14 protein-coding genes are annotated in these 17197 nt (G+C 70.6%); 1 reads left to right on the forward strand and 13 read right to left on the reverse strand.

Annotation, left to right across the window (positions count from 1 at the left end):
• Positions 1-136 precede the first annotated feature (136 nt).
• The 10 genes from pyrF to ABEA46_RS04735 form a co-directional block, all read right to left on the reverse strand.
• Entirely contained in the window at positions 137-979 is an 843-nt protein-coding gene (gene pyrF / locus ABEA46_RS04690; protein ID WP_345543208.1) for an orotidine-5'-phosphate decarboxylase, read from the reverse strand.
• Complete coding sequence (carB, locus tag ABEA46_RS04695; protein ID WP_345543209.1) at positions 976-4263, reverse strand: carbamoyl-phosphate synthase large subunit; 3288 nt, start codon at positions 4261-4263, stop codon at positions 976-978. The genes pyrF and carB overlap by 4 nt, the downstream gene beginning before the upstream one ends.
• Positions 4256-5413, reverse strand: a complete 1158-nt coding sequence (gene carA, locus ABEA46_RS04700; RefSeq protein WP_345543210.1) for a glutamine-hydrolyzing carbamoyl-phosphate synthase small subunit — start codon at positions 5411-5413, stop codon at positions 4256-4258. The genes carB and carA overlap by 8 nt, the downstream gene beginning before the upstream one ends.
• The gene (locus tag ABEA46_RS04705; protein WP_345543211.1) at positions 5410-5919 is read right to left on the reverse strand and encodes a PH-like domain-containing protein; all 510 of its coding nucleotides are present in this window, start codon (positions 5917-5919) and stop codon (positions 5410-5412) included. The genes carA and ABEA46_RS04705 overlap by 4 nt, the downstream gene beginning before the upstream one ends.
• On the reverse strand, positions 5916-7226 hold the full coding sequence (locus tag ABEA46_RS04710) for a dihydroorotase (RefSeq protein ID WP_345543212.1): 1311 nt from the start codon (positions 7224-7226) through the stop codon (positions 5916-5918). The genes ABEA46_RS04705 and ABEA46_RS04710 overlap by 4 nt, the downstream gene beginning before the upstream one ends.
• Complete coding sequence (locus ABEA46_RS04715) at positions 7223-8218, reverse strand: aspartate carbamoyltransferase catalytic subunit (protein ID WP_345543213.1); 996 nt, start codon at positions 8216-8218, stop codon at positions 7223-7225. The genes ABEA46_RS04710 and ABEA46_RS04715 overlap by 4 nt, the downstream gene beginning before the upstream one ends.
• 10 nt (positions 8219-8228) lie before the next feature.
• Positions 8229-8765 (reverse strand): bifunctional pyr operon transcriptional regulator/uracil phosphoribosyltransferase PyrR, encoded by a 537-nt coding sequence (gene pyrR, locus ABEA46_RS04720; RefSeq protein ID WP_345543214.1) that lies wholly within the window; start codon positions 8763-8765, stop codon positions 8229-8231.
• A gap of 136 nt (positions 8766-8901) precedes the next feature.
• The gene (locus tag ABEA46_RS04725; protein WP_345543215.1) at positions 8902-9432 is read right to left on the reverse strand and encodes a DoxX family protein; all 531 of its coding nucleotides are present in this window, start codon (positions 9430-9432) and stop codon (positions 8902-8904) included.
• A 160-nt stretch (positions 9433-9592) separates the two neighbouring features.
• Positions 9593-11161 carry a Rieske 2Fe-2S domain-containing protein gene (locus ABEA46_RS04730; protein ID WP_345543216.1) on the reverse strand — a complete coding sequence of 523 codons (1569 nt, stop codon included), beginning with the start codon at positions 11159-11161 and terminating at the stop codon, positions 9593-9595.
• 101 nt (positions 11162-11262) lie between these two features.
• A complete protein-coding gene (locus ABEA46_RS04735) occupies positions 11263-14535 on the reverse strand; it encodes a DEAD/DEAH box helicase (protein WP_345543217.1) in 3273 nt (1090 codons plus the stop codon).
• 146 nt (positions 14536-14681) lie between these two features.
• Here ABEA46_RS04735 and ABEA46_RS04740 point away from each other — a divergent pair, with 146 nt between their 5' ends.
• Complete coding sequence (locus ABEA46_RS04740) at positions 14682-15647, forward strand: hypothetical protein (RefSeq protein ID WP_345543218.1); 966 nt, start codon at positions 14682-14684, stop codon at positions 15645-15647.
• Between the two features lie 4 nt (positions 15648-15651).
• Here the strand turns inward: ABEA46_RS04740 and nusB are convergent, their stop codons facing one another.
• The 3 genes from nusB to aroQ all read right to left on the reverse strand — a co-directional run bounded on the left by nusB (position 15652) and on the right by aroQ (position 17190).
• Positions 15652-16062, reverse strand: a complete 411-nt coding sequence (nusB, locus tag ABEA46_RS04745; RefSeq protein WP_345543219.1) for a transcription antitermination factor NusB — start codon at positions 16060-16062, stop codon at positions 15652-15654.
• A gap of 3 nt (positions 16063-16065) precedes the next feature.
• Positions 16066-16626, reverse strand: coding sequence for an elongation factor P (efp, locus tag ABEA46_RS04750; protein ID WP_345543220.1), 561 nt, complete (start codon positions 16624-16626; stop codon positions 16066-16068).
• A gap of 105 nt (positions 16627-16731) precedes the next feature.
• Positions 16732-17190, reverse strand: coding sequence for a type II 3-dehydroquinate dehydratase (gene aroQ / locus ABEA46_RS04755; RefSeq protein ID WP_345543221.1), 459 nt, complete (start codon positions 17188-17190; stop codon positions 16732-16734).
• Between the last annotated feature and the right edge of the window lie 7 nt (positions 17191-17197).

Raw genomic sequence — 17197 nt, forward strand, 5'->3', positions numbered from 1 at the left:
GAATGCGCGGCGGGAGCCGGTCGGGTCCGGCTGTTCGTGCTGCGGCTCTCCGAAGGTATCACCGCGGAGGCGGGCTGACCGAAACCACTCCGTGGCGCGGGAATTCTTCCCGTGCGGGCCTGTCGGAGGACAGCGTTTACCCCGCCGCTGCGGCAGTGTACAGCCCCGCACGCTCCGCGATGCGGGCAGCGATCCCGTCGGGACCGGCCGAGAGGATGCTGCGGCTCTCGGAGGCGATGACGGCCTCTGAGAGCACGCCGAAGCGGTCGCGCAGGTGCGTGGGCTCGGCGCCCTGATGGCCGAACCCCGGGCCGAGGATCGGAGCGACCGGCGAGAACGGCTGCAGGCCGGCATCCGTCCAGTCCACCGTGCCTCCGATGACGAAGCCGAGGCTCGCCCACTCCCCCGTGGGCGTCGTGCCCGCGTTGCGCTCCGACACCTCGCGCACGACCTCGGCGGCCACCGTGGCGCCGTCCGTGGTCCGGGCGCCCTGCAGCGCACGCGCGTCGGGGTTGCTCGTCGCCGCGAGCACGAACACACCCTTGCCATGGCGCTCCGCGAGGGCGAACGTGCCTTCCAGAGCGCCCACGCCGAGGTACGGGCTCACCGTCAGTGCGTCGGCCTCGAGCGGCGAGCCGGGGGTCAGCCAGGCCTCGGCGTACGCGTCCATCGTGGTGCCGATGTCGCCGCGTTTGGCATCGGCGATCACGAGGAGCCCGGCGTCGCGGGCGGCCGCCATCACCGTCTCCAGGGCGATGAACCCGGCCGCGCCGTAGCGCTCGAAGAACGACACCTGTGGCTTGACCACGCCCACGCGCCCTGCGGCGGCCTCGACCACGCGCAGCCCGAAGTCGCGGGCGGCTCCGGGCGTGGCATCCATCCCCCACTCGGACAGCAGATGCGCATGCGGATCGATCCCCACGCACAGCTGTCCGTGCGACGCGAACGCCGCACGGACGCGCTGTCCGAACGAGGTCACGAGCGTGCCTGCCGGTCGAGGGCGTACTCCTGCAGGCTCTTGACGTCGAATCCCTCGCGCAGCACCGGCAGCGCGCTCACCGCGGCGCCGAGGACCGCCATCGTGGTGAACAGCGCCTTGTCGCCGGCCACCGCGGCGGCGCGGATCTCGTAGCCGTCCGCGCGCGCGGCGCCGCCGGAGGGCGTGTTCACGACGATGTCGATGTCGCCCGCGTTGATGAGGTCGACGATGTTCGTCGCGCCCGATTCCTGCGTCTCGGAGTACTTGCTCACCACCTGCACGTCGATGCCGTTGCGGGCGAGGATCTCGGCCGTGCCCTCGGTGGCGACCAGGTCGAAGCCCAGCTCCTGCAGGCGGTGGGCCGGGAGGATCACCGCGCGCTTGTCGCTGTCGGCGACCGAGATGAACACGGTGCCGGACTGCGGCATGCCGCCGTACGCCGCATCCTGCGACTTCGCGAACGCGGTCGGGAAGTCGCGGTCGATGCCCATGACCTCGCCCGTGGAGCGCATCTCCGGACCGAGCACGGAGTCCACCGTCTGGCCCTCACGGGTGCGGAACCGCTTGAACGGCAGCACGGCCTCCTTGACGGCGACCGGGGCGTCCAGCGGCACGCGGGAGCCGTCCTGTGCGGGCAGCAGGCCCTCTGCCTTCAGCTCGGCGATCGAGGAGCCGGCCATGATGCGCGACGCCGCCTTCGCGAGCGGGATGCCGAGCGCCTTCGACACGAACGGCACCGTGCGGCTCGCGCGCGGGTTCGCCTCGATGACGTACAGGACGCCGGCCGAGATCGCGAACTGCACGTTGAGCAGACCCCGCACGCCCACGCCCTCGGCGATGGCGTGCGTGGCCTCGCGCACGCGGTCGATGTCGGTGCGGCCGAGGCTCACCGGCGGGAGGGTGCACGACGAGTCGCCGGAGTGGATGCCGGCCTCTTCGAGGTGCTCCATGACACCGCCGATGTACAGCTCCTCGCCGTCGAACAGGGCGTCGACGTCGAGCTCGATGGCGTCGTCGAGGAACCGGTCCACCAGCAGGGGCAGGCCGGGCCCGATGATCGCCTGGTCGGCCACGCGCACGAAGTAGTCGCGCAGCGCCTCGGTCGAGTACACGATCTCCATGCCGCGACCGCCGAGCACGAAGCTCGGGCGCACCAGCACGGGGTACCCGATCTCTTCTGCCACCGCCACAGCGCCCTCGACGTCGATCGCGGTGCCGTTGCGCGGCGCCACGAGTCCGGCGTCGTCGAGCAGGCGCGAGAACAGCTCGCGCTCCTCGGCGAGGTCGATCGCGGCGGGCTTCGTGCCGAGGATCGTGTACCCGGCCTCTTCGATGCCCTTCGCGAGCCCGAGCGGGGTCTGACCGCCGAGCTGGCAGATGACGCCGAGGATGGTGCCGGACTGCGCCTCGGCGTGCAGGACCTCCAGGACGTCCTCGAGGGTCAGCGGCTCGAAGTACAGGCGGTCGGACGTGTCGTAGTCGGTCGAGACCGTCTCAGGGTTGCAGTTGACCATCACGGTCTCGTAGCCGGCGTCGGCGAGGGCGAACGACGCGTGCACGCACGAGTAGTCGAACTCGACGCCCTGGCCGATGCGGTTCGGGCCAGAGCCGATGATGACGACCTTGGTGCGCTCCGACGGCGTGACCTCGGTCTCGAGGTCGTAGCTGGAGTAGTGGTACGGCGTGAGCGCCGGGAACTCCCCCGCGCACGTGTCGACGGTCTTGTAGACCGGGCGCACGCCCAGGCCGTGCCGCAGCCCGCGCACCTGTGCCTCGGTGTCGCCGCGGAGCTCCGCGATCTGGGCGTCGCTGAAGCCGTGCTCCTTCGCGATGCGCAGGGTGGCGGCATTCAGCTCGCCCGCGGCGCGCACGAACTCGGCGACCTCGTTGATGAGGACGATCTGGTCCAGGAACCAGGGATCGATCTTGGTGGCCTCGAACGCCTGGTCGATCGTCGCGCCCTTGCGCAGCGCCTGCTGCAGGACGACGATGCGGCCGTCGGTCGGGGTCTGCGCGATCTCGAGCAGCTCGTCGACCGAGCGCTGCTCATCGCCCCAGTGGAAGCTGGAGCCGCGCTTCTCGAGCGAGCGCAGCGCCTTCTGCAGCGCGGTGGCGTAGTTGCGGCCGATCGCCATCGCCTCGCCCACCGACTTCATGGTGGTGGTGAGGGTCGTGTCGGCGGCCGGGAACTTCTCGAAGTTGAAGCGCGGCACCTTCACGACGACGTAGTCCAGCGTCGGCTCGAAGCTCGCCGGCGTGACCTTGGTGATGTCGTTCGGGATCTCGTCCAGCCGGTAGCCGATCGCGAGCTTCGCGGCGATCTTCGCGATCGGGAAGCCGGTGGCCTTGGACGCCAGCGCCGACGACCGCGACACGCGCGGGTTCATCTCGATGACGATCACGCGGCCGGTGGCCGGATCGACGGCGAACTGGATGTTGCAGCCACCGGTGTCGACGCCCACCGCGCGGATGATGTCGATGCCGATGTCACGCAGCTTCTGGTACTCGCGGTCGGTGAGCGTGAGCGCCGGGGCGACGGTGATCGAGTCGCCGGTGTGGACGCCCACCGGGTCGACGTTCTCGATCGAGCAGACGACCACCGTGTTGTCGGCGGTGTCGCGCATGAGCTCGAGCTCGTACTCCTTCCACCCGAGGATCGACTCCTCCAGGAGCACCTCGTTGGTCGGCGAGTCGTGCAGACCGGCGCCGCCGATGCGGCGCAGGTCCTCCTCGTCGTACGCGAAGCCCGAGCCGAGACCGCCCATCGTGAACGACGGGCGCACGACCAGCGGGTAGCCGAGCTTCTCGGCGCCGGCGAGCAGCTCGTCCATCGTGTGGCAGATCACGGAGTCCGCGACGTCGGCGCCGGCGTCGAGCACCAGCTGCTTGAAGATCTGGCGGTCCTCGCCCTTGTTGATCGCCTCGAAGTCGGCGCCGATGAGCTCGACGTCGTACTTCTCGAGGATGCCGTGCTTGTGCAGGTCGATCGCCGCGTTGAGCGCCGTCTGACCGCCCAGCGTCGGCAGGATGGCGTCGGGCTTCTCCTTGGCGATGATCGTCTCGATCACGCGCCAGTTGATCGGCTCGATGTACGTCGCGTCGGCGAAGTCGGGGTCGGTCATGATCGTGGCCGGGTTCGAGTTCACGAGGATGACGCGCACGCCCTCCTCGCGGAGCACGCGGCAGGCCTGCGTGCCGGAGTAGTCGAACTCGCACGCCTGGCCGATGACGATCGGGCCGGATCCGATGACGAGGACGGAGTTGATGTCGTCGCGCTTAGGCATTCTTCTTGGTCTCCAGGTTCGCGACGACCAGGTCGCGGAAGCGGTCGAACAGGTAGTTGGCGTCGTGCGGGCCGGCGGCCGCCTCGGGGTGGTACTGCACCGAGAACGCGGGGATGTCGAGCGCGCGCAGACCCTCGACGACCTGGTCGTTCAGGCCGACGTGGCTGACCTCGACGCGGCCGTAGCCGTTCGGGCTGTCGAACTCGCCCTCGACGGGCGCGTCGACGGCGAAGCCGTGGTTGTGGGCGGTGATCTCGACGCGGCCGGTCGCCTTGTCGAGCACCGGCTGGTTGATGCCGCGGTGGCCGAACGGCAGCTTGTAGGTGCCCAGGCCCAGCGCGCGGCCGAGCAGCTGGTTGCCGAAGCAGATGCCGAAGAACGGCAGTCCGTCGTCGAGCACGCCGCGCAGCAGGTCGACGTGGTCGCCCGACGCCGCCGGGTCGCCGGGGCCGTTGGAGTAGAACACCGCGACCGGGTCGATCGCCCGGATGCCGTCGATCGTGACCGACTGGGGCAGCACGTGCACGTCGAAGCCGCGGGCGGCGAGGTTGTCGACGGTGGCCTGCTTGACGCCGAGGTCGAGCACCGCGAGGTTGCCGATGCGCTCCGCGGTGGCCGGGGTGACCTCGACGGCGGCGACCGACACCTCGGCCGACAGGTTCTGGCCCGCCATCTCGGGAGCCTCGCGCACGAGGCGCAGCTGCTCGTCGGGCTCGATCGCGGCGGCGTCCCCCGAGAAGATCCCGCCGCGCATGCTGCCTGCGGAACGGATGTGGCGGGTGACGGCACGTGTGTCGATGCCGCTGATGCCGATGACGCCATCGGTCACGAGCGCGTCGTCGAGCGACTCGTCGGCGCGCCAGTTCGACACCACGCGGGAGGGGTCGCGCACGATGTAGCCCGACACCCAGATGCGTCGCGATTCGGGGTCCTCGTCGTTCATGCCGGTGTTGCCGATGTGCGGTGCGGTCTGCAGCACGATCTGGCCGGCGTACGACGGGTCGGTGAGGGTCTCCTGATAGCCGGTCATGCCGGTGGCGAAGACGACCTCGCCGAGCGTCGTGCCCTGGGCGCCGTAGGCACGGCCGACGTGGCGGGTGCCGTCCTCGAGCACGAGGACGGCCGGAGCGGTCTGGAACAGGGAGGTCATGCGTGGGTTCCCGTCTGGTTCGGGGGAAGGATGCCGGCCACGGCGTCCGCGAGGGCGCGGGCCGAGGCATCCTGAGGACGAAGGTAGGAGTCGACGACGGTGCCGTCGTCGAGGCGCCACGCGAGGCGCACGAGGCCGTCGGGCTCGACGACGCGATCGATCGCGACAGTCGACTGGCCGACGTCGGCGATGCGGTCCGCGGCGAGGAACACCCGGGGCTGGCCGGTGAGATCGAGCGCGACGCCGGCGTCGGTCACTGTGACATCCGATCGGGAGCGGAACCCGAGGCCGGCGATCGCGAGCCGCTCGAGCGGGTCGCCGTGCCGTGTCGTGGCGACGTACAGCGCCGCGAACTCGGCGAGCTCATGCGCGCCGCCGGGGATCTCGCCGACCGGCGCCGTGAACGCCGCGTCGCGCCGCGTTCGTCGCCACCAGGCCCACGCGAGCGCCGCAAGCAGCCCCACGGCGACGGCGATCATGATCGCCAGCGCGCCCTCGCGGGTCATGCGCGCACCCCCGGGGTGTCGAGCAGGGCGCCGTCGGCGACGGTCACGGTGCCGCGGTGCAGCGTCCAGCGGACGTCACCCGGCAGTTCGCGGCCGAGGTACGGCGAGTTGACGCTGCGGCCTCGCAGATCGCCGGTCGTGAACGTCCGGCGCGGTGACGGGTCGTAGAAGGCGAGGGATGCCGGCTGCCCCTCGGTGAGCGGCGTGCCGTGGCCGGTGAGCCGGCCGATGCGCGCGGGTTCGCGCGACATGACGCGCGCGACGTCGCCCCAGGTGATGAGCCCGGTGTCGACCATGGCCTGCTGGACGACGCGCAGCGCGCTCTCCAGGCCCACCATGCCGTTCGCGGCCGCGTGCCATTCGCACGCCTTCGCCTCGGCGGGGTGCGGGGCGTGGTCGGTCGCGACGATGTCGATCGTGCCGTCGGCCAGGCCCTCGCGCACCGCGAGCACGTCCTCTTCGCGGCGCAGCGGCGGGTTCACCTTGAAGCGCGCGTCGTAGTCGCGCACGAGCTCGTCGGTGAGGAGCAGGTGGTGCGGCGTGACCTCGGCGGTGACGTTGACGCCCCGCTTCTTGGCCCACCGGATGATGTCGACCGAGCCCGCCGTCGACAGGTGGCACACGTGCAGGCGCGAGCCGACGTGCTCTGCCAGCAGCACGTCGCGCGCGATGATCGACTCCTCGGCGACGGCCGGCCATCCGGCGAGGCCGAGCTCCGCCGACACGGCGCCCTCGTTCATCTGCGCGCCCTCGGTCAGGCGCGGGTCCTGCGCGTGCTGCGCGATGACACCGTCGAACGCCTTCACATACTCCAGGGCGCGGCGCATGATCAGCGGGTCCCACACGCAGAAGCCGTCGTCGCTGAAGACGCGCACGCGGGCGCGCGAGTCGGCCATCGCGCCGAGCTCGGCCAGGCGCTCGCCCTTCTGCCCGACGGTGACGGCGCCGATGGGCTGCACTGTGACGAAGCCGGCGGCCTCGCCGAGGGCGAGCTCCTGCTCGACCACGCCGGCGGTGTCGGCGACGGGCGACGTGTTGGGCATCGCGAACACGGCGCTGTAACCGCCGGCCGCGGCCGCACGCGACCCCGTCAGGATGGTCTCGGATGCCTCGTACCCGGGCTCGCGCAGGTGCGTGTGCAGGTCGACGAGGCCGGGCAGCAGCACCAGGCCGTCCGCGTCGACCACCGTCGCACCGGCGCGGCTGAGGCTCGGGCCGATCTCTGCGATCACGCCGTCGTCGACGATCACGTCGGCCGCGGCGGTGCCTTCGACCAGTGCACCGCGGAAGAGAAGGGTCTCGCTCATCGGGTGTTCTCCTTCGCTGTGCCGGCGGGTGCCGTGGGCTCGGTGGTGGGGGCGTCCGCACCCGCCAGCAGCAGGTAGAGCGCGGCCATGCGCACCGAGACGCCGTTGGTCACCTGCTCGAGCACCGTCGAACGGGGCGAGTCCGCGGCTTCTGCGGAGATCTCCAGACCCCGGTTCATCGGGCCGGGGTGCATGACAATGCTATCGACCCCGAGTGCGTCCAGGCGGCGGGCGTCCAGGCCCCACCGACGGGAATACTCCCGTTCCGTCGGGAAATAGGCGGCGTTCATGCGCTCCAGCTGGATGCGCAGCATCATCAGCGCGTCCGGGCCGGCGGCGATCGCGTCGTCGAGGTCGTACAGCACCTCGACGGGCCAGCCCGAGACGTCCTGCGGCACGAGAGTCGGCGGCGCGACGAGAGTGACCTCGGCGCCGAGGGCGGTCAGCAGCCAGACGTTCGAGCGTGCGACGCGCGAGTGCAGGATGTCGCCCACGATCGTGACCTTCACCCCGGCGAGGTCGCGGCCGCGGCTGTCGCCGGCGAACCGGCGCTTGCGGATCGTGAAAGCGTCCAGCAGCGCCTGCGTCGGGTGCTCGTGGGTGCCGTCGCCGGCGTTGACCACGCCGGCGCTGATCCAGCCGCTGGTCGCCAGCGTGCGCGGAGCCCCGGACGCCCCGTGGCGGATGACGACGGCATCCGCCCCCATCGCCTGCAGGGTCTGGGCCGTGTCCTGCAGCGACTCGCCCTTCGAGACGCTGGAGCCCTTCGCCGAGAAGTTGATGACGTCCGCCGACAGCCGCTTCGCGGCCGCCTCGAACGAGATGCGGGTGCGCGTGGAGTCCTCGAAGAAGAGGTTCACGACAGTCTTGCCGCGCAGCGTCGGGAGCTTCTTGATCTCGCGCTGCTGCGTGTCGGACATGTCTTCGGCCACGTCGAGGATGCGCAGCGCGTCCTCGCGCGAGAGGGTCTGGGTGTCGAGCAGGTGCCTCATGATCCGCTTCTCACCGTCCCTCGATCGTGACGGACTCTTTGCCGCCGTCGTCCTCGCGCAGGCGCACGTTCACGCGCTCCTCCCGGGAGCTCGGCAGATTCTTGCCCACGAAGTCGGGGCGGATCGGCAGCTCGCGGTGCCCGCGGTCGACCAGGGTCGCGAGCCGCACGGCCGCGGGGCGCCCGATGTCCTGCAGCGCGTCGAGCGCGGCGCGGATGCTGCGACCGGAGAACAGCACATCGTCGACGAGCACGACGACCTTGCCGTCGATGCCGCCGTCGGGGATCTGCGTGCGCTGCGGCGTGCGCGTGGGATTGCGGTGCAGATCGTCCCGGTACATCGTCACGTCGAGCGCGCCGATCGGGACGGGCTCGCCGCCGAACTGCTCGACGAGCGCGCCGATGCGATGGGCGAGGGTGACGCCCCGAGTGGGGATGCCGAGGAGGACCAGGCCATCGGAACCCTTGTTGGACTCGAGGATCTCGTGCGAGATCCGAGTCAGGGCCCGGGCGATGTCGGCCTCGTGCAGCACGATTCGCGTGCTCATCCGCCGCTCCCTTCTCCGCCTCACGGGACGGGGTTAAAGGTTGCTGTGATCGCCGTCCAGTCTACGACACCGGGCCGGCCCCCAGACACCGAGCCGGGGCGGATCACGATGATCCGCCCCGGCTCGGTGCCAGTTGTCAGTTGTCGCGCGGAGCGGCGCGAAGTGCGCGGGATGCCACGACCAGCGCCGCAGTGACCAGCACGACGTCCTTCAGGATGTACTGCGCGGTCAGCGTCGGCCCGGGCGTGAACAGGTCGCCGGTGAAGAACACCAGGGGCGAAAGGATGCCGACGAACGTGACGGCCAGCAGCGCCAGTGCGAACCGCTGGAACACGCCGATGACCAGGAGCACGCCGACGAGGGTCTCCATCGCCGCGGTGAGCGCCAGCGCGGGATATCCGGTGACGATGCCGAACGACAGCGCGTTCCAGGTGCGTGCGACGAGCGCCTCGATGGGGCTGAGCCCCGGGATGAACTTCAGTGCGCCGAACACGAGGAACACGAGGCCGAGCGCGACACGCAGCGCGGGGATGCTCCACCGTTCCAGGAACGACTTCACGGCCGCCTCCGCGCGCGCCTCGGCGGCGAGAGCGGCGCGCAGCGGGTTCGTGCGGCGGGCGGGGACGGTGACGACGCCGGCGGCGCCGCGGACGGGAACAGTGGTCATGACGGGCTCCTTCGAGATCTGTCTGCCCGTCTGGCGGGCACGGTGATCAGGATCCGATCCCGGGTCCGGTGATACTCCCCCGGCCACATTCGGCGCCGTTGTACAACGAAACGCCCGCACGAGCGAGCGTCTCGTTGTACGAGTCCTACAAGCCGAGGCGTCAGGCGGCGGGAGTGGCCGCCTCGCGCTCTTCTTCGACCTGCGAGGCGCGGATCGGATGCCCCTGGCTGGTGAGGCATCGGCCCGAGGCCAGGTCCCACTTCCAGTCGTGCAGCGAGCACGTGAGGACGCCGTCCTCGATCTTGCCGGTCTTCGTGAGGTCGGCGCGCAGGTGGGGGCAGCGCCGCTGCACGGTCCAGTCGCCCAGCTGCGCGTCCTCGGTCTGGTCGGTCTGCTCGGAGTACCAGTTCTCGACGTACTCGATGCGGTCGCGCGACAGGCACTTGAGGAAGGTCGTCAGGAACTCGTTGAACTTGCCGCTGCGGCCCACCTCGAACTGCATCGACAGGAAGATCGAGTTCGACCAGTCGATCTCGTGGTCGCGGATGTTCGTCGAGACGAGGTCGGCGGGGATCGTGTACCAGTAGATGCACTCCTCGCCGTCGTACTCGCGCACCTTCGCCTTGGGGAAGTCGACGACCATGTCGAGGTCGCCGATCCGGAAGCGCACGTTGCCCCCCACGCCGCCCCGGATCGTACGGGCGCGGCGCAGCAGCGGCTCCCACCACTCCTTGATCGCGGCGAGCATCTCCTCCGGCGGCAGCACGGGGGCACGGGATGCCTCCTCCGCGCGGATCTCGTCCTGGCGGCTGTCGCGCTGCTCGGCGAGGTACGACCATTTGTCGTCGAAGACGCGATCGATCTCGGCGTCGGTGTACAGCGTCTGCGTGATGGTGACGTCGCTGCCGACGATGTCGACGACCGTGCCGGGGAGGAACTCGTACCCCTTCTGCTCGGGCCGCTCCTCGCGCATGTGGGCGAGGAACTCGCGCTGGTCGGTGAAGATCGCGTCGCCCTCGAGACCCTGCCCGTTGTAGCGGAACAGCTCCTCGCGCAGGAACATCGGCGGACCGGCCATCGGGAAGACGTGCTCGGCGTCGACCTTCTCGATGTAGTACATCGCGCGCTTGTTCTGCGCGTCGCGCTTGAGCTTCGCGAAGTTCCGCTTCGCATCCTGCGGCAGGTCGTAGACCATGGGCCACCAGATGGCGCCCGACACCTGGGTGAAGTACGCGTCCGGCTTCGAGAACGACATCAGCTTCTCGAGGTCGAGCGGGTGCGAGTCGTTCTGGTTCAGGATGCTGGCGGTGCCGTCGTCGACCGACAGCGACGAATCGCCGATCGGGCCGTCGCTGGGCGCGCGCAGCGGCGTGACCATGAGGGTGAGCGGACCGAACTCCAGCGGCACGCCGGCCTGCGTGTAGATGATGTTCTCGTAGCCGAGCTTGCGGAGGTCCTGCTCGAGGTCGTCCGTCGGATACTCGGGCAGCAGCACCTTGATGTCCTTCGGGACCACCCGCTCCATGAGGGCCGGGTCGAAGTGGTCGCGGTGCCGGTGCGACACGTACAGGAAGTCGGCCTTGCCGAACCTCTCCCAGTCGAGGGCTCGGTTGTCGGGGAACGGGAACCAGGAGCCGAAGAAGGTCGGACCGATCACCGGGTCGCACAGGATGCTGCCGCCCGCCGTCTCGATGAACATTCCGGCGTGGCCGAGGCCCGTGACGCGCATGGGAGGCCCCCTTCTTTCCTGCAGGCGATCGGTGGAACCCGTCGATTCTAGGCGAGAGCGCCTCGCCCGCCCGGACCGACCGGCCGTGCAAAAGCGATCGCTCAGTCCTCGAACAGGCCGCGGATGTCGTCGGCGGTGAGCGCCTTGCCGAACAGGGCGTCGTCGTCCATGACGGCGCGGAACAGGCGCGCCTTGCGCTGCTGCAGGGCCATGACCTTCTCCTCGATCGTGCCGTTGGCGATCAAGCGGTAGACCATGACGCTGCGGTCCTGTCCGATCCGGTGCGCGCGGTCGACCGCCTGCGCCTCGGCGGCGGGGTTCCACCACGGGTCGAGCAGGAAGACGTAGTCGGCCTCGGTGAGCGTGAGTCCGAAGCCGCCGGCCTTGAGGCTGATGAGGAAGACCGGTGCCTCTCCTGCACGGAACGCCGCGATGGCGGCATCCCTGTCCCTCGTCGAGCCGTCGAGGTACGCGTACGGGATGCCGCGTGCCTCCAGCTGTGCGGCGGCCAGCGCGAGGAACGAGGTGAACTGGCTGAACACCAGCGTGCGGTGCCCCTCGGCGAGCACCTCGTCCAGCTGCTCGAACAGCGCGCCGAGCTTGCTCGGCGCGATGTGAGCGTGCGCGGGGTCGACGAGCTCGGGGGCGAGCGCGAGCATGCGCAGCAGTGTGAGGGAGCGGAAGACGATGAACCGGTTGCGGTCGAGGTCCTCCAGCAGTCCCAGCACCTTCTGCCGTTCGCGCTGCAGCACGGTGTCGTACAGCGCGCGATGCGCGGCGCCGAGCTCGATCCGCACCTCCTGCTCCTGCTTGGGTGGCAGGTCGGCGGCGACGAGCTCCTTGGTGCGCCGCAGCACCAGCGGACGGATCCGCCGGCGCAGCCGCGCCAGGCGTCCGGCGCGGTACTCGCCGCCCTCCTGGTTCTCGGGCACCTTCCCCTTCTCGATCGGTCCGACGTACTCCTCGCGGAACCGCCGCGCGGACGCGAACAACCCGGGTGCGGTGAGCGACAGGAGGGCCCACAGTTCGGTGAGGCTGTTCTCCATCGGCGTGCCCGTGATCGCGAACACGACGTCCGCGCGCAGGTCGCGCGCGGCCCGGTAGACCTTGGTCTGGCTGTTCTTCACGAACTGGGCCTCATCCAGCACGAGCCCCGCCCACTCGACAGCCGCGAACTCGCGCTCGTCCAGGCGCAGCAGCGTGTACGAGGTCACGATGAGGTCTGCGGACGCAGCCGTCGCGGCGACGGTGATCCCCCGCTTCTGGCGCGTCGCGTCGATCACCTCGACCTGGAGCCCCGGAGTGAACCTGGCCGCCTCGCTCCGCCAGGTCGAGAGCACCGACGTCGGAGCCACCACCAGGAACGGGCGGCGCTCGCCCTGCTCCTTCGCGTGCGCGATGAGCGCGAGCAGCTGCAGCGTCTTGCCGAGCCCCATGTCGTCGGCGAGGATGCCGCCCAGCCGGTGCTGCCACAGGAAGGCGAGCCAGTCGAAGCCGGTGCGCTGATACGGGCGCAGTTCGGCCTGCAACCCTGCGGGCAGCGGGGTGGCCGGGACCGACTCGACGTCGCGCAGCGCGTCCACCGTCGCCCGCCACGACACCGCCGGCTGGGCCTCGTCGGCGAGGTCCTCGAAGTCGGCCCACAGGGCCGTCTGGTACCGGCTGATCCGCGGGCCGGTCTCCCACTCGTCGAGGTCGCCGGCTTCGTCGATGAGGTCGCGCAGCCGCTGCAGCGACGGGTGCGACAGCGAGAAGTACGCGCCGTCGCTCAGCAGGATCTTCTTGCGCCCGCGCGAGAGCGCGGTGAACAGCGTCCCGAACGGGATCGTGCGACCGTCGATCGACACGACGACCCCCAGGTCGAACCAGTCCGCGTCGGTCGTCTCGACGGTGTTGATCTCGATGCGCGGGTCGCCCGCGAGCTCGCGGTAGCGCGGCCGCTCCCCCGAGATCTCGACGTCGACGTCGAGATCGGCCTCGAGCACGGGCAGCAGCACCGACGCGAACTCGGCAGCTTCGAGGCCGGTCAGCGTGCCGGACGCCGCGAAGCCGACGGGCGAGCTGTCCTGCCACAGCCCCTCGACACGCGTGCGGATCGCCAGTTCGGCGGCCTCGTCGCGGTCCTCGCCGGCGGCGCCCAGCCCCCGCAGCTCGTCGTCCCCGTACCGCCAGGCCACGGTGAACACGATGCGATGGGCCGGCTCGAACCGGACGAGCAGCACGAGCCGCGGCCGCGCAGGAGGTGCGACATCGATGCCCGGCGCCGTGACCGCGATCCGGCGGGCCAGGCGTGGCAGATGATCGCGCACGAACTCCGCGGAGTCCTCATCGGGGACTGTCACGGTCTCGCCCGCCGCGAGCAGTGCGGGCACCGGATCCGGCAGCGGGACCTCGGCGAGCACCAGCGAGATGCTGTCGCGCTCGACCGAGAACCGGTACAGGCCGGTGCGGCCCACCGGACGCAGGGCGACGGCATCCACGCGCTCGCCGTCGATCTCGACCACCGGGGCGACCTCGAGACCGTGCGCGGTGCGACGGGCCTCGACCGTCACGCTCGCGGCGGCGGCGACGTCCACCGTCGTGCCGCGTCGGGTGGGGACGATCGGGATGCCGCGGTCCGACGCCGTGGCCAGGTGCGGCCACAGCAGGCTCGATTCGATGTCGTCGAGGGTCAGCCATTCCGACACGTCCGAGAACGCGCCGAACGAGCGCACGTCACGACCGATGCTGTGCAGCTCCGCGAACCAGCGCGCCTGCTCCGGCTCGTACGCGGTGCTGGGACGACGCAGCAGGTCCCACGACACGCCGCCCTTGATCCAGGCCGCCGACCGGCCGGAGCGCTCGAGGGGCCGCAGCCCGACCAGCACGTCGGAGCCGAACTGGTGGAGGCCGCGCGGGGTCGCCGTCTCGATGCGCGCGGGCGCCCAGGTGGACGTGCCGCGGCGCACCCGCTGGCGCAGCTCCACACCGAGGGCGAGGCCGGTGCGCGCACCGGGGGCGGTCGGCGGCGGAGCGAACACGGCGCGCCATGAGGCCTCGGCCGATGCCGGCGGCGCCGCCTGCGCCAGTCGATTGCCAGCCAGGAGCGTCGCGACGGTGTGCTTGCAGTCGAACTGCACCGGACACGTGCACGACGTCGCCGCGATCGGGCGGTCGGCGCGCTGCGGGTCGAGGCGGACGCGGCTGCGGTAGGCGCGCAGTCCGCTGCCGGTGACGCTCGCTTCGAGCACGGAGGTCATCGCGTCCCATGTCACCTGCTGGACGGCGCCGTCGGCGAAGTACGCGACCCCGCGCTCGTACGTCCCGCTGTCGGTGAACCGCCGGATGTGCGCCGGATCGATGTACGGCGGCGTCTCGTGGATCGGCGGAGTCACGGCATCCATCCTCGCAAGCTCCGCCGACACGCGGGTCCTCGCGAGGCCCGCCGTGTATCTCGGAGTGCCGTCGGTGCCTCACCGGGTGTAAGAAGAATCACCGCTGCGCCGTGGGAGCGCAGACGCTGACGCACGAAGGGACGCGCGTGAGGGGAATCCTGGGGCTGATCACGGACTTCAGCATGCCGCGACTGAGCCGCTGGCTCATCGTCACGTCCGTCGCCCTGCTGACGGCCTGGTTGCAGGCGCACCTGCTGCTGGCTGTGCTGCACGACGACGGCAGCACTGTGCGGGGCGCCATCACCGTCTACGACGACCCGGCGGTGCGCAGTCAGGTCTCGGACGGCGTGGACTGGCTGCTCGAACAGGGCGTCGCCGTCAGTGGCGCCTCGGAGGTCATCGCGCCCGTGCAGCAGCAGCTGCACGCCGTGCTCGCCGGTGGTCGGATCCCGCCCGCGGCGGCGGATGCGATCACCGTCACGCTCGTCGCGGTGCGCGACGAGGCGCTGTCGCAGTTCGAGTCGACCGGCCCGACCCATGCCCTCGCCGTCGAGCTGGGACCGGTGCTGACCGCCTTCGGCATCGCCCTCCCGCCCGAGGCCGGTCAGCTGATCGGGATCTCGGGCGAGTTCGCGGTGCCGATCGCCGATGCGGCGAGCATGGACGCGTGGCGCACCAAGTATCACTGGACGACGATCATCGACCGCTGGGGCCTGCTGGCCGGCGCGGTCGCCGGCATCGCCGGCATCGTGCTCGCGCGCAGACCGCTGCGGGCCTTCGCGATCTGGCTGGTCGTCGGCGGCGCCGCGGCGCTGCTCGCGATCCCGCTGTTCGGCCTGCTGCACGACTGGCTGCTCGCCGGCGGCGCCGGACCCTGGACGCCGCTGGTCGCGCCGTTGGTGACCTCGACGCTGGCCGAGGTGTCGCCGTGGCTGCTGCCGCTGGGCATCGCCGCGGTCGTCGCCGGTGCCGGACTGCTCGGCTGGCTGATCCTCCGGGAACGGCGCAGCGCACCCCGTCGCGCACGGGGTGCGGCGCCGCAGGATGCGGTCGCGCCGGAGCACGACGAGGCCGACGCGGTCGGCGACGGACAACCGGCGCCGGCCGGCTGAGGCGTCAGGAGGCGCGGGCGATCCCGGCGAGCACGCCGTGGACGAACGCGCCCGACTCGTCGGTCGAGAACTCCTTCGCGAGCTCCACCGCCTCGTCGATCGCGACCGCGGTGGGCACCTCGTCGTTGAACATGATCTCCCAGACCCCGATGCGCAGCACGGCGCGGTCGACCGCGGGCATGCGGGCGAGTGTCCAGTCCTTCGAGAACGTGGTGATCTGCTCGTCGATCGCGTCGCGGTTGTCGATCACGCCGTCGACGATGTCGCGGGCGTACAGCCACGAGGTCTGCCTGGCGGGCTCGCCGACCGCGCGCTTGGCCTCGGCGGCCAGGATGGTCGCCGGCTCGTCGCCACGGACGTCGGCCTGGAACAGGATGTCGAGCGCGCGCTTGCGCGCCTTCGAGCGGGCGCTCACGCCTTACTTCTCGCGGCCGAGGTAGTCACCCGTGCGCGTGTCGACCTTCACCTTGGTGCCGGTCTCGAGGAACAGCGGCACCTGGATCTCGTAGCCGGTCTCAAGGGTGGCGGGCTTGGTGCCGGCCGACGAGCGGTCGCCCTGCAGGCCCGGCTCGGTGTAGGTGATCTCGAGGATGACGGATGCCGGCAGCTCGATGTACAGCGGGTTGCCGTTGTTGAGCGCGATCTGCACCTGCTGGTTCTCGAGCAGGAAGTGCGCCGCGTCGCCGACAGTGGCGGCGGGGACCGTGAGCTGGTCGTAGTCCGCGACGTCCATGAAGACGAAGCCCTCGCCGTCGTTGTACAGGTACGTGAAGTCGCGGCGGTCGACATTCTCGATCTCGATCTTGGCGCCGGCGTTGTAGGTGCGGTCGACGACCTTGCCCGACACGACGTTCTTGAGCTTCGTGCGGACGAACGCGCCGCCCTTGCCGGGCTTGACGTGCTGGAACTCGACCACGCTCCACAGCTGTCCGTCGATGCTGAGGACGACGCCGTTCTTGATGTCTGCGGTGGAAGCCATGAGGTGAAGTTTTCCGTTCGTCAGGGGAAGTCGTTCCGGTTCGGCGGCGGAGGATCTCACGTTGCCGACAGGACATTCTACGGGATGCCGCGAGTCGGCCCCGGCTCAGCCCTCTGCCTGCCCGGTGAGGATGTCGATCAGGCGGGCGACCGCTGTCGCATAGCCGGCGACCCCCTCGCCGATCACGTGCACGACTGCCACGTCGGCCACGTACGAGTGGTGGCGGAACTCCTCGCGCGCCTTCACATCCGAGATGTGCACCTCCGCGACCGGCAGGCCGACGCCCGAGAGCGCGTCGCGCAGCACGACGGAGGTGTGCGTGAGGCCGCCGGGGTTGATCACGATCCCGGCGCAGTCCTCGCGGGCGGCGTGGATCGCATCGAGGAGCACGCCCTCGTGGTTGCTCTGCACGGCGCGGACCTCGAAGCCGCGCCGGGCGGCGGCATCCACCGTCACCTGCTCGACGTCGGCGAGCGTCTGCGTGCCGTAGACGTCGGGCTCGCGGATGCCCAGCAGGTTGAGATTGGGGCCGTTGACGAGCAGCAGGCGGCGGGGCGTGGTCACGGGCATA

The sequence above is a fragment of the Microbacterium jejuense genome (assembly GCF_039544225.1).
Lineage (GTDB): Bacteria > Actinomycetota > Actinomycetes > Actinomycetales > Microbacteriaceae > Microbacterium > Microbacterium jejuense.

Coding starts and splice junctions, on each gene's coding strand:
- pyrR (WP_345543214.1), bottom strand. CDS start 8,765: ATGAGCACGCGAATCGTGCTGCACGAGGCCGACATCGCCCGGGCCCTG.
- ABEA46_RS04725 (WP_345543215.1), bottom strand. CDS start 9,432: ATGACCACTGTTCCCGTCCGCGGCGCCGCCGGCGTCGTCACCGTCCCC.
- ABEA46_RS04710 (WP_345543212.1), bottom strand. CDS start 7,226: ATGAGCGAGACCCTTCTCTTCCGCGGTGCACTGGTCGAAGGCACCGCC.
- carB (WP_345543209.1), bottom strand. CDS start 4,263: ATGCCTAAGCGCGACGACATCAACTCCGTCCTCGTCATCGGATCCGGC.
- efp (WP_345543220.1), bottom strand. CDS start 16,626: ATGGCTTCCACCGCAGACATCAAGAACGGCGTCGTCCTCAGCATCGAC.
- ABEA46_RS04715 (WP_345543213.1), bottom strand. CDS start 8,218: ATGAGGCACCTGCTCGACACCCAGACCCTCTCGCGCGAGGACGCGCTG.
- ABEA46_RS04730 (WP_345543216.1), bottom strand. CDS start 11,161: ATGCGCGTCACGGGCCTCGGCCACGCCGGAATGTTCATCGAGACGGCG.
- carA (WP_345543210.1), bottom strand. CDS start 5,413: ATGACCTCCCTGTTCCAGACCGCTCCGGCCGTCCTCGTGCTCGAGGAC.
- ABEA46_RS04705 (WP_345543211.1), bottom strand. CDS start 5,919: ATGACCCGCGAGGGCGCGCTGGCGATCATGATCGCCGTCGCCGTGGGG.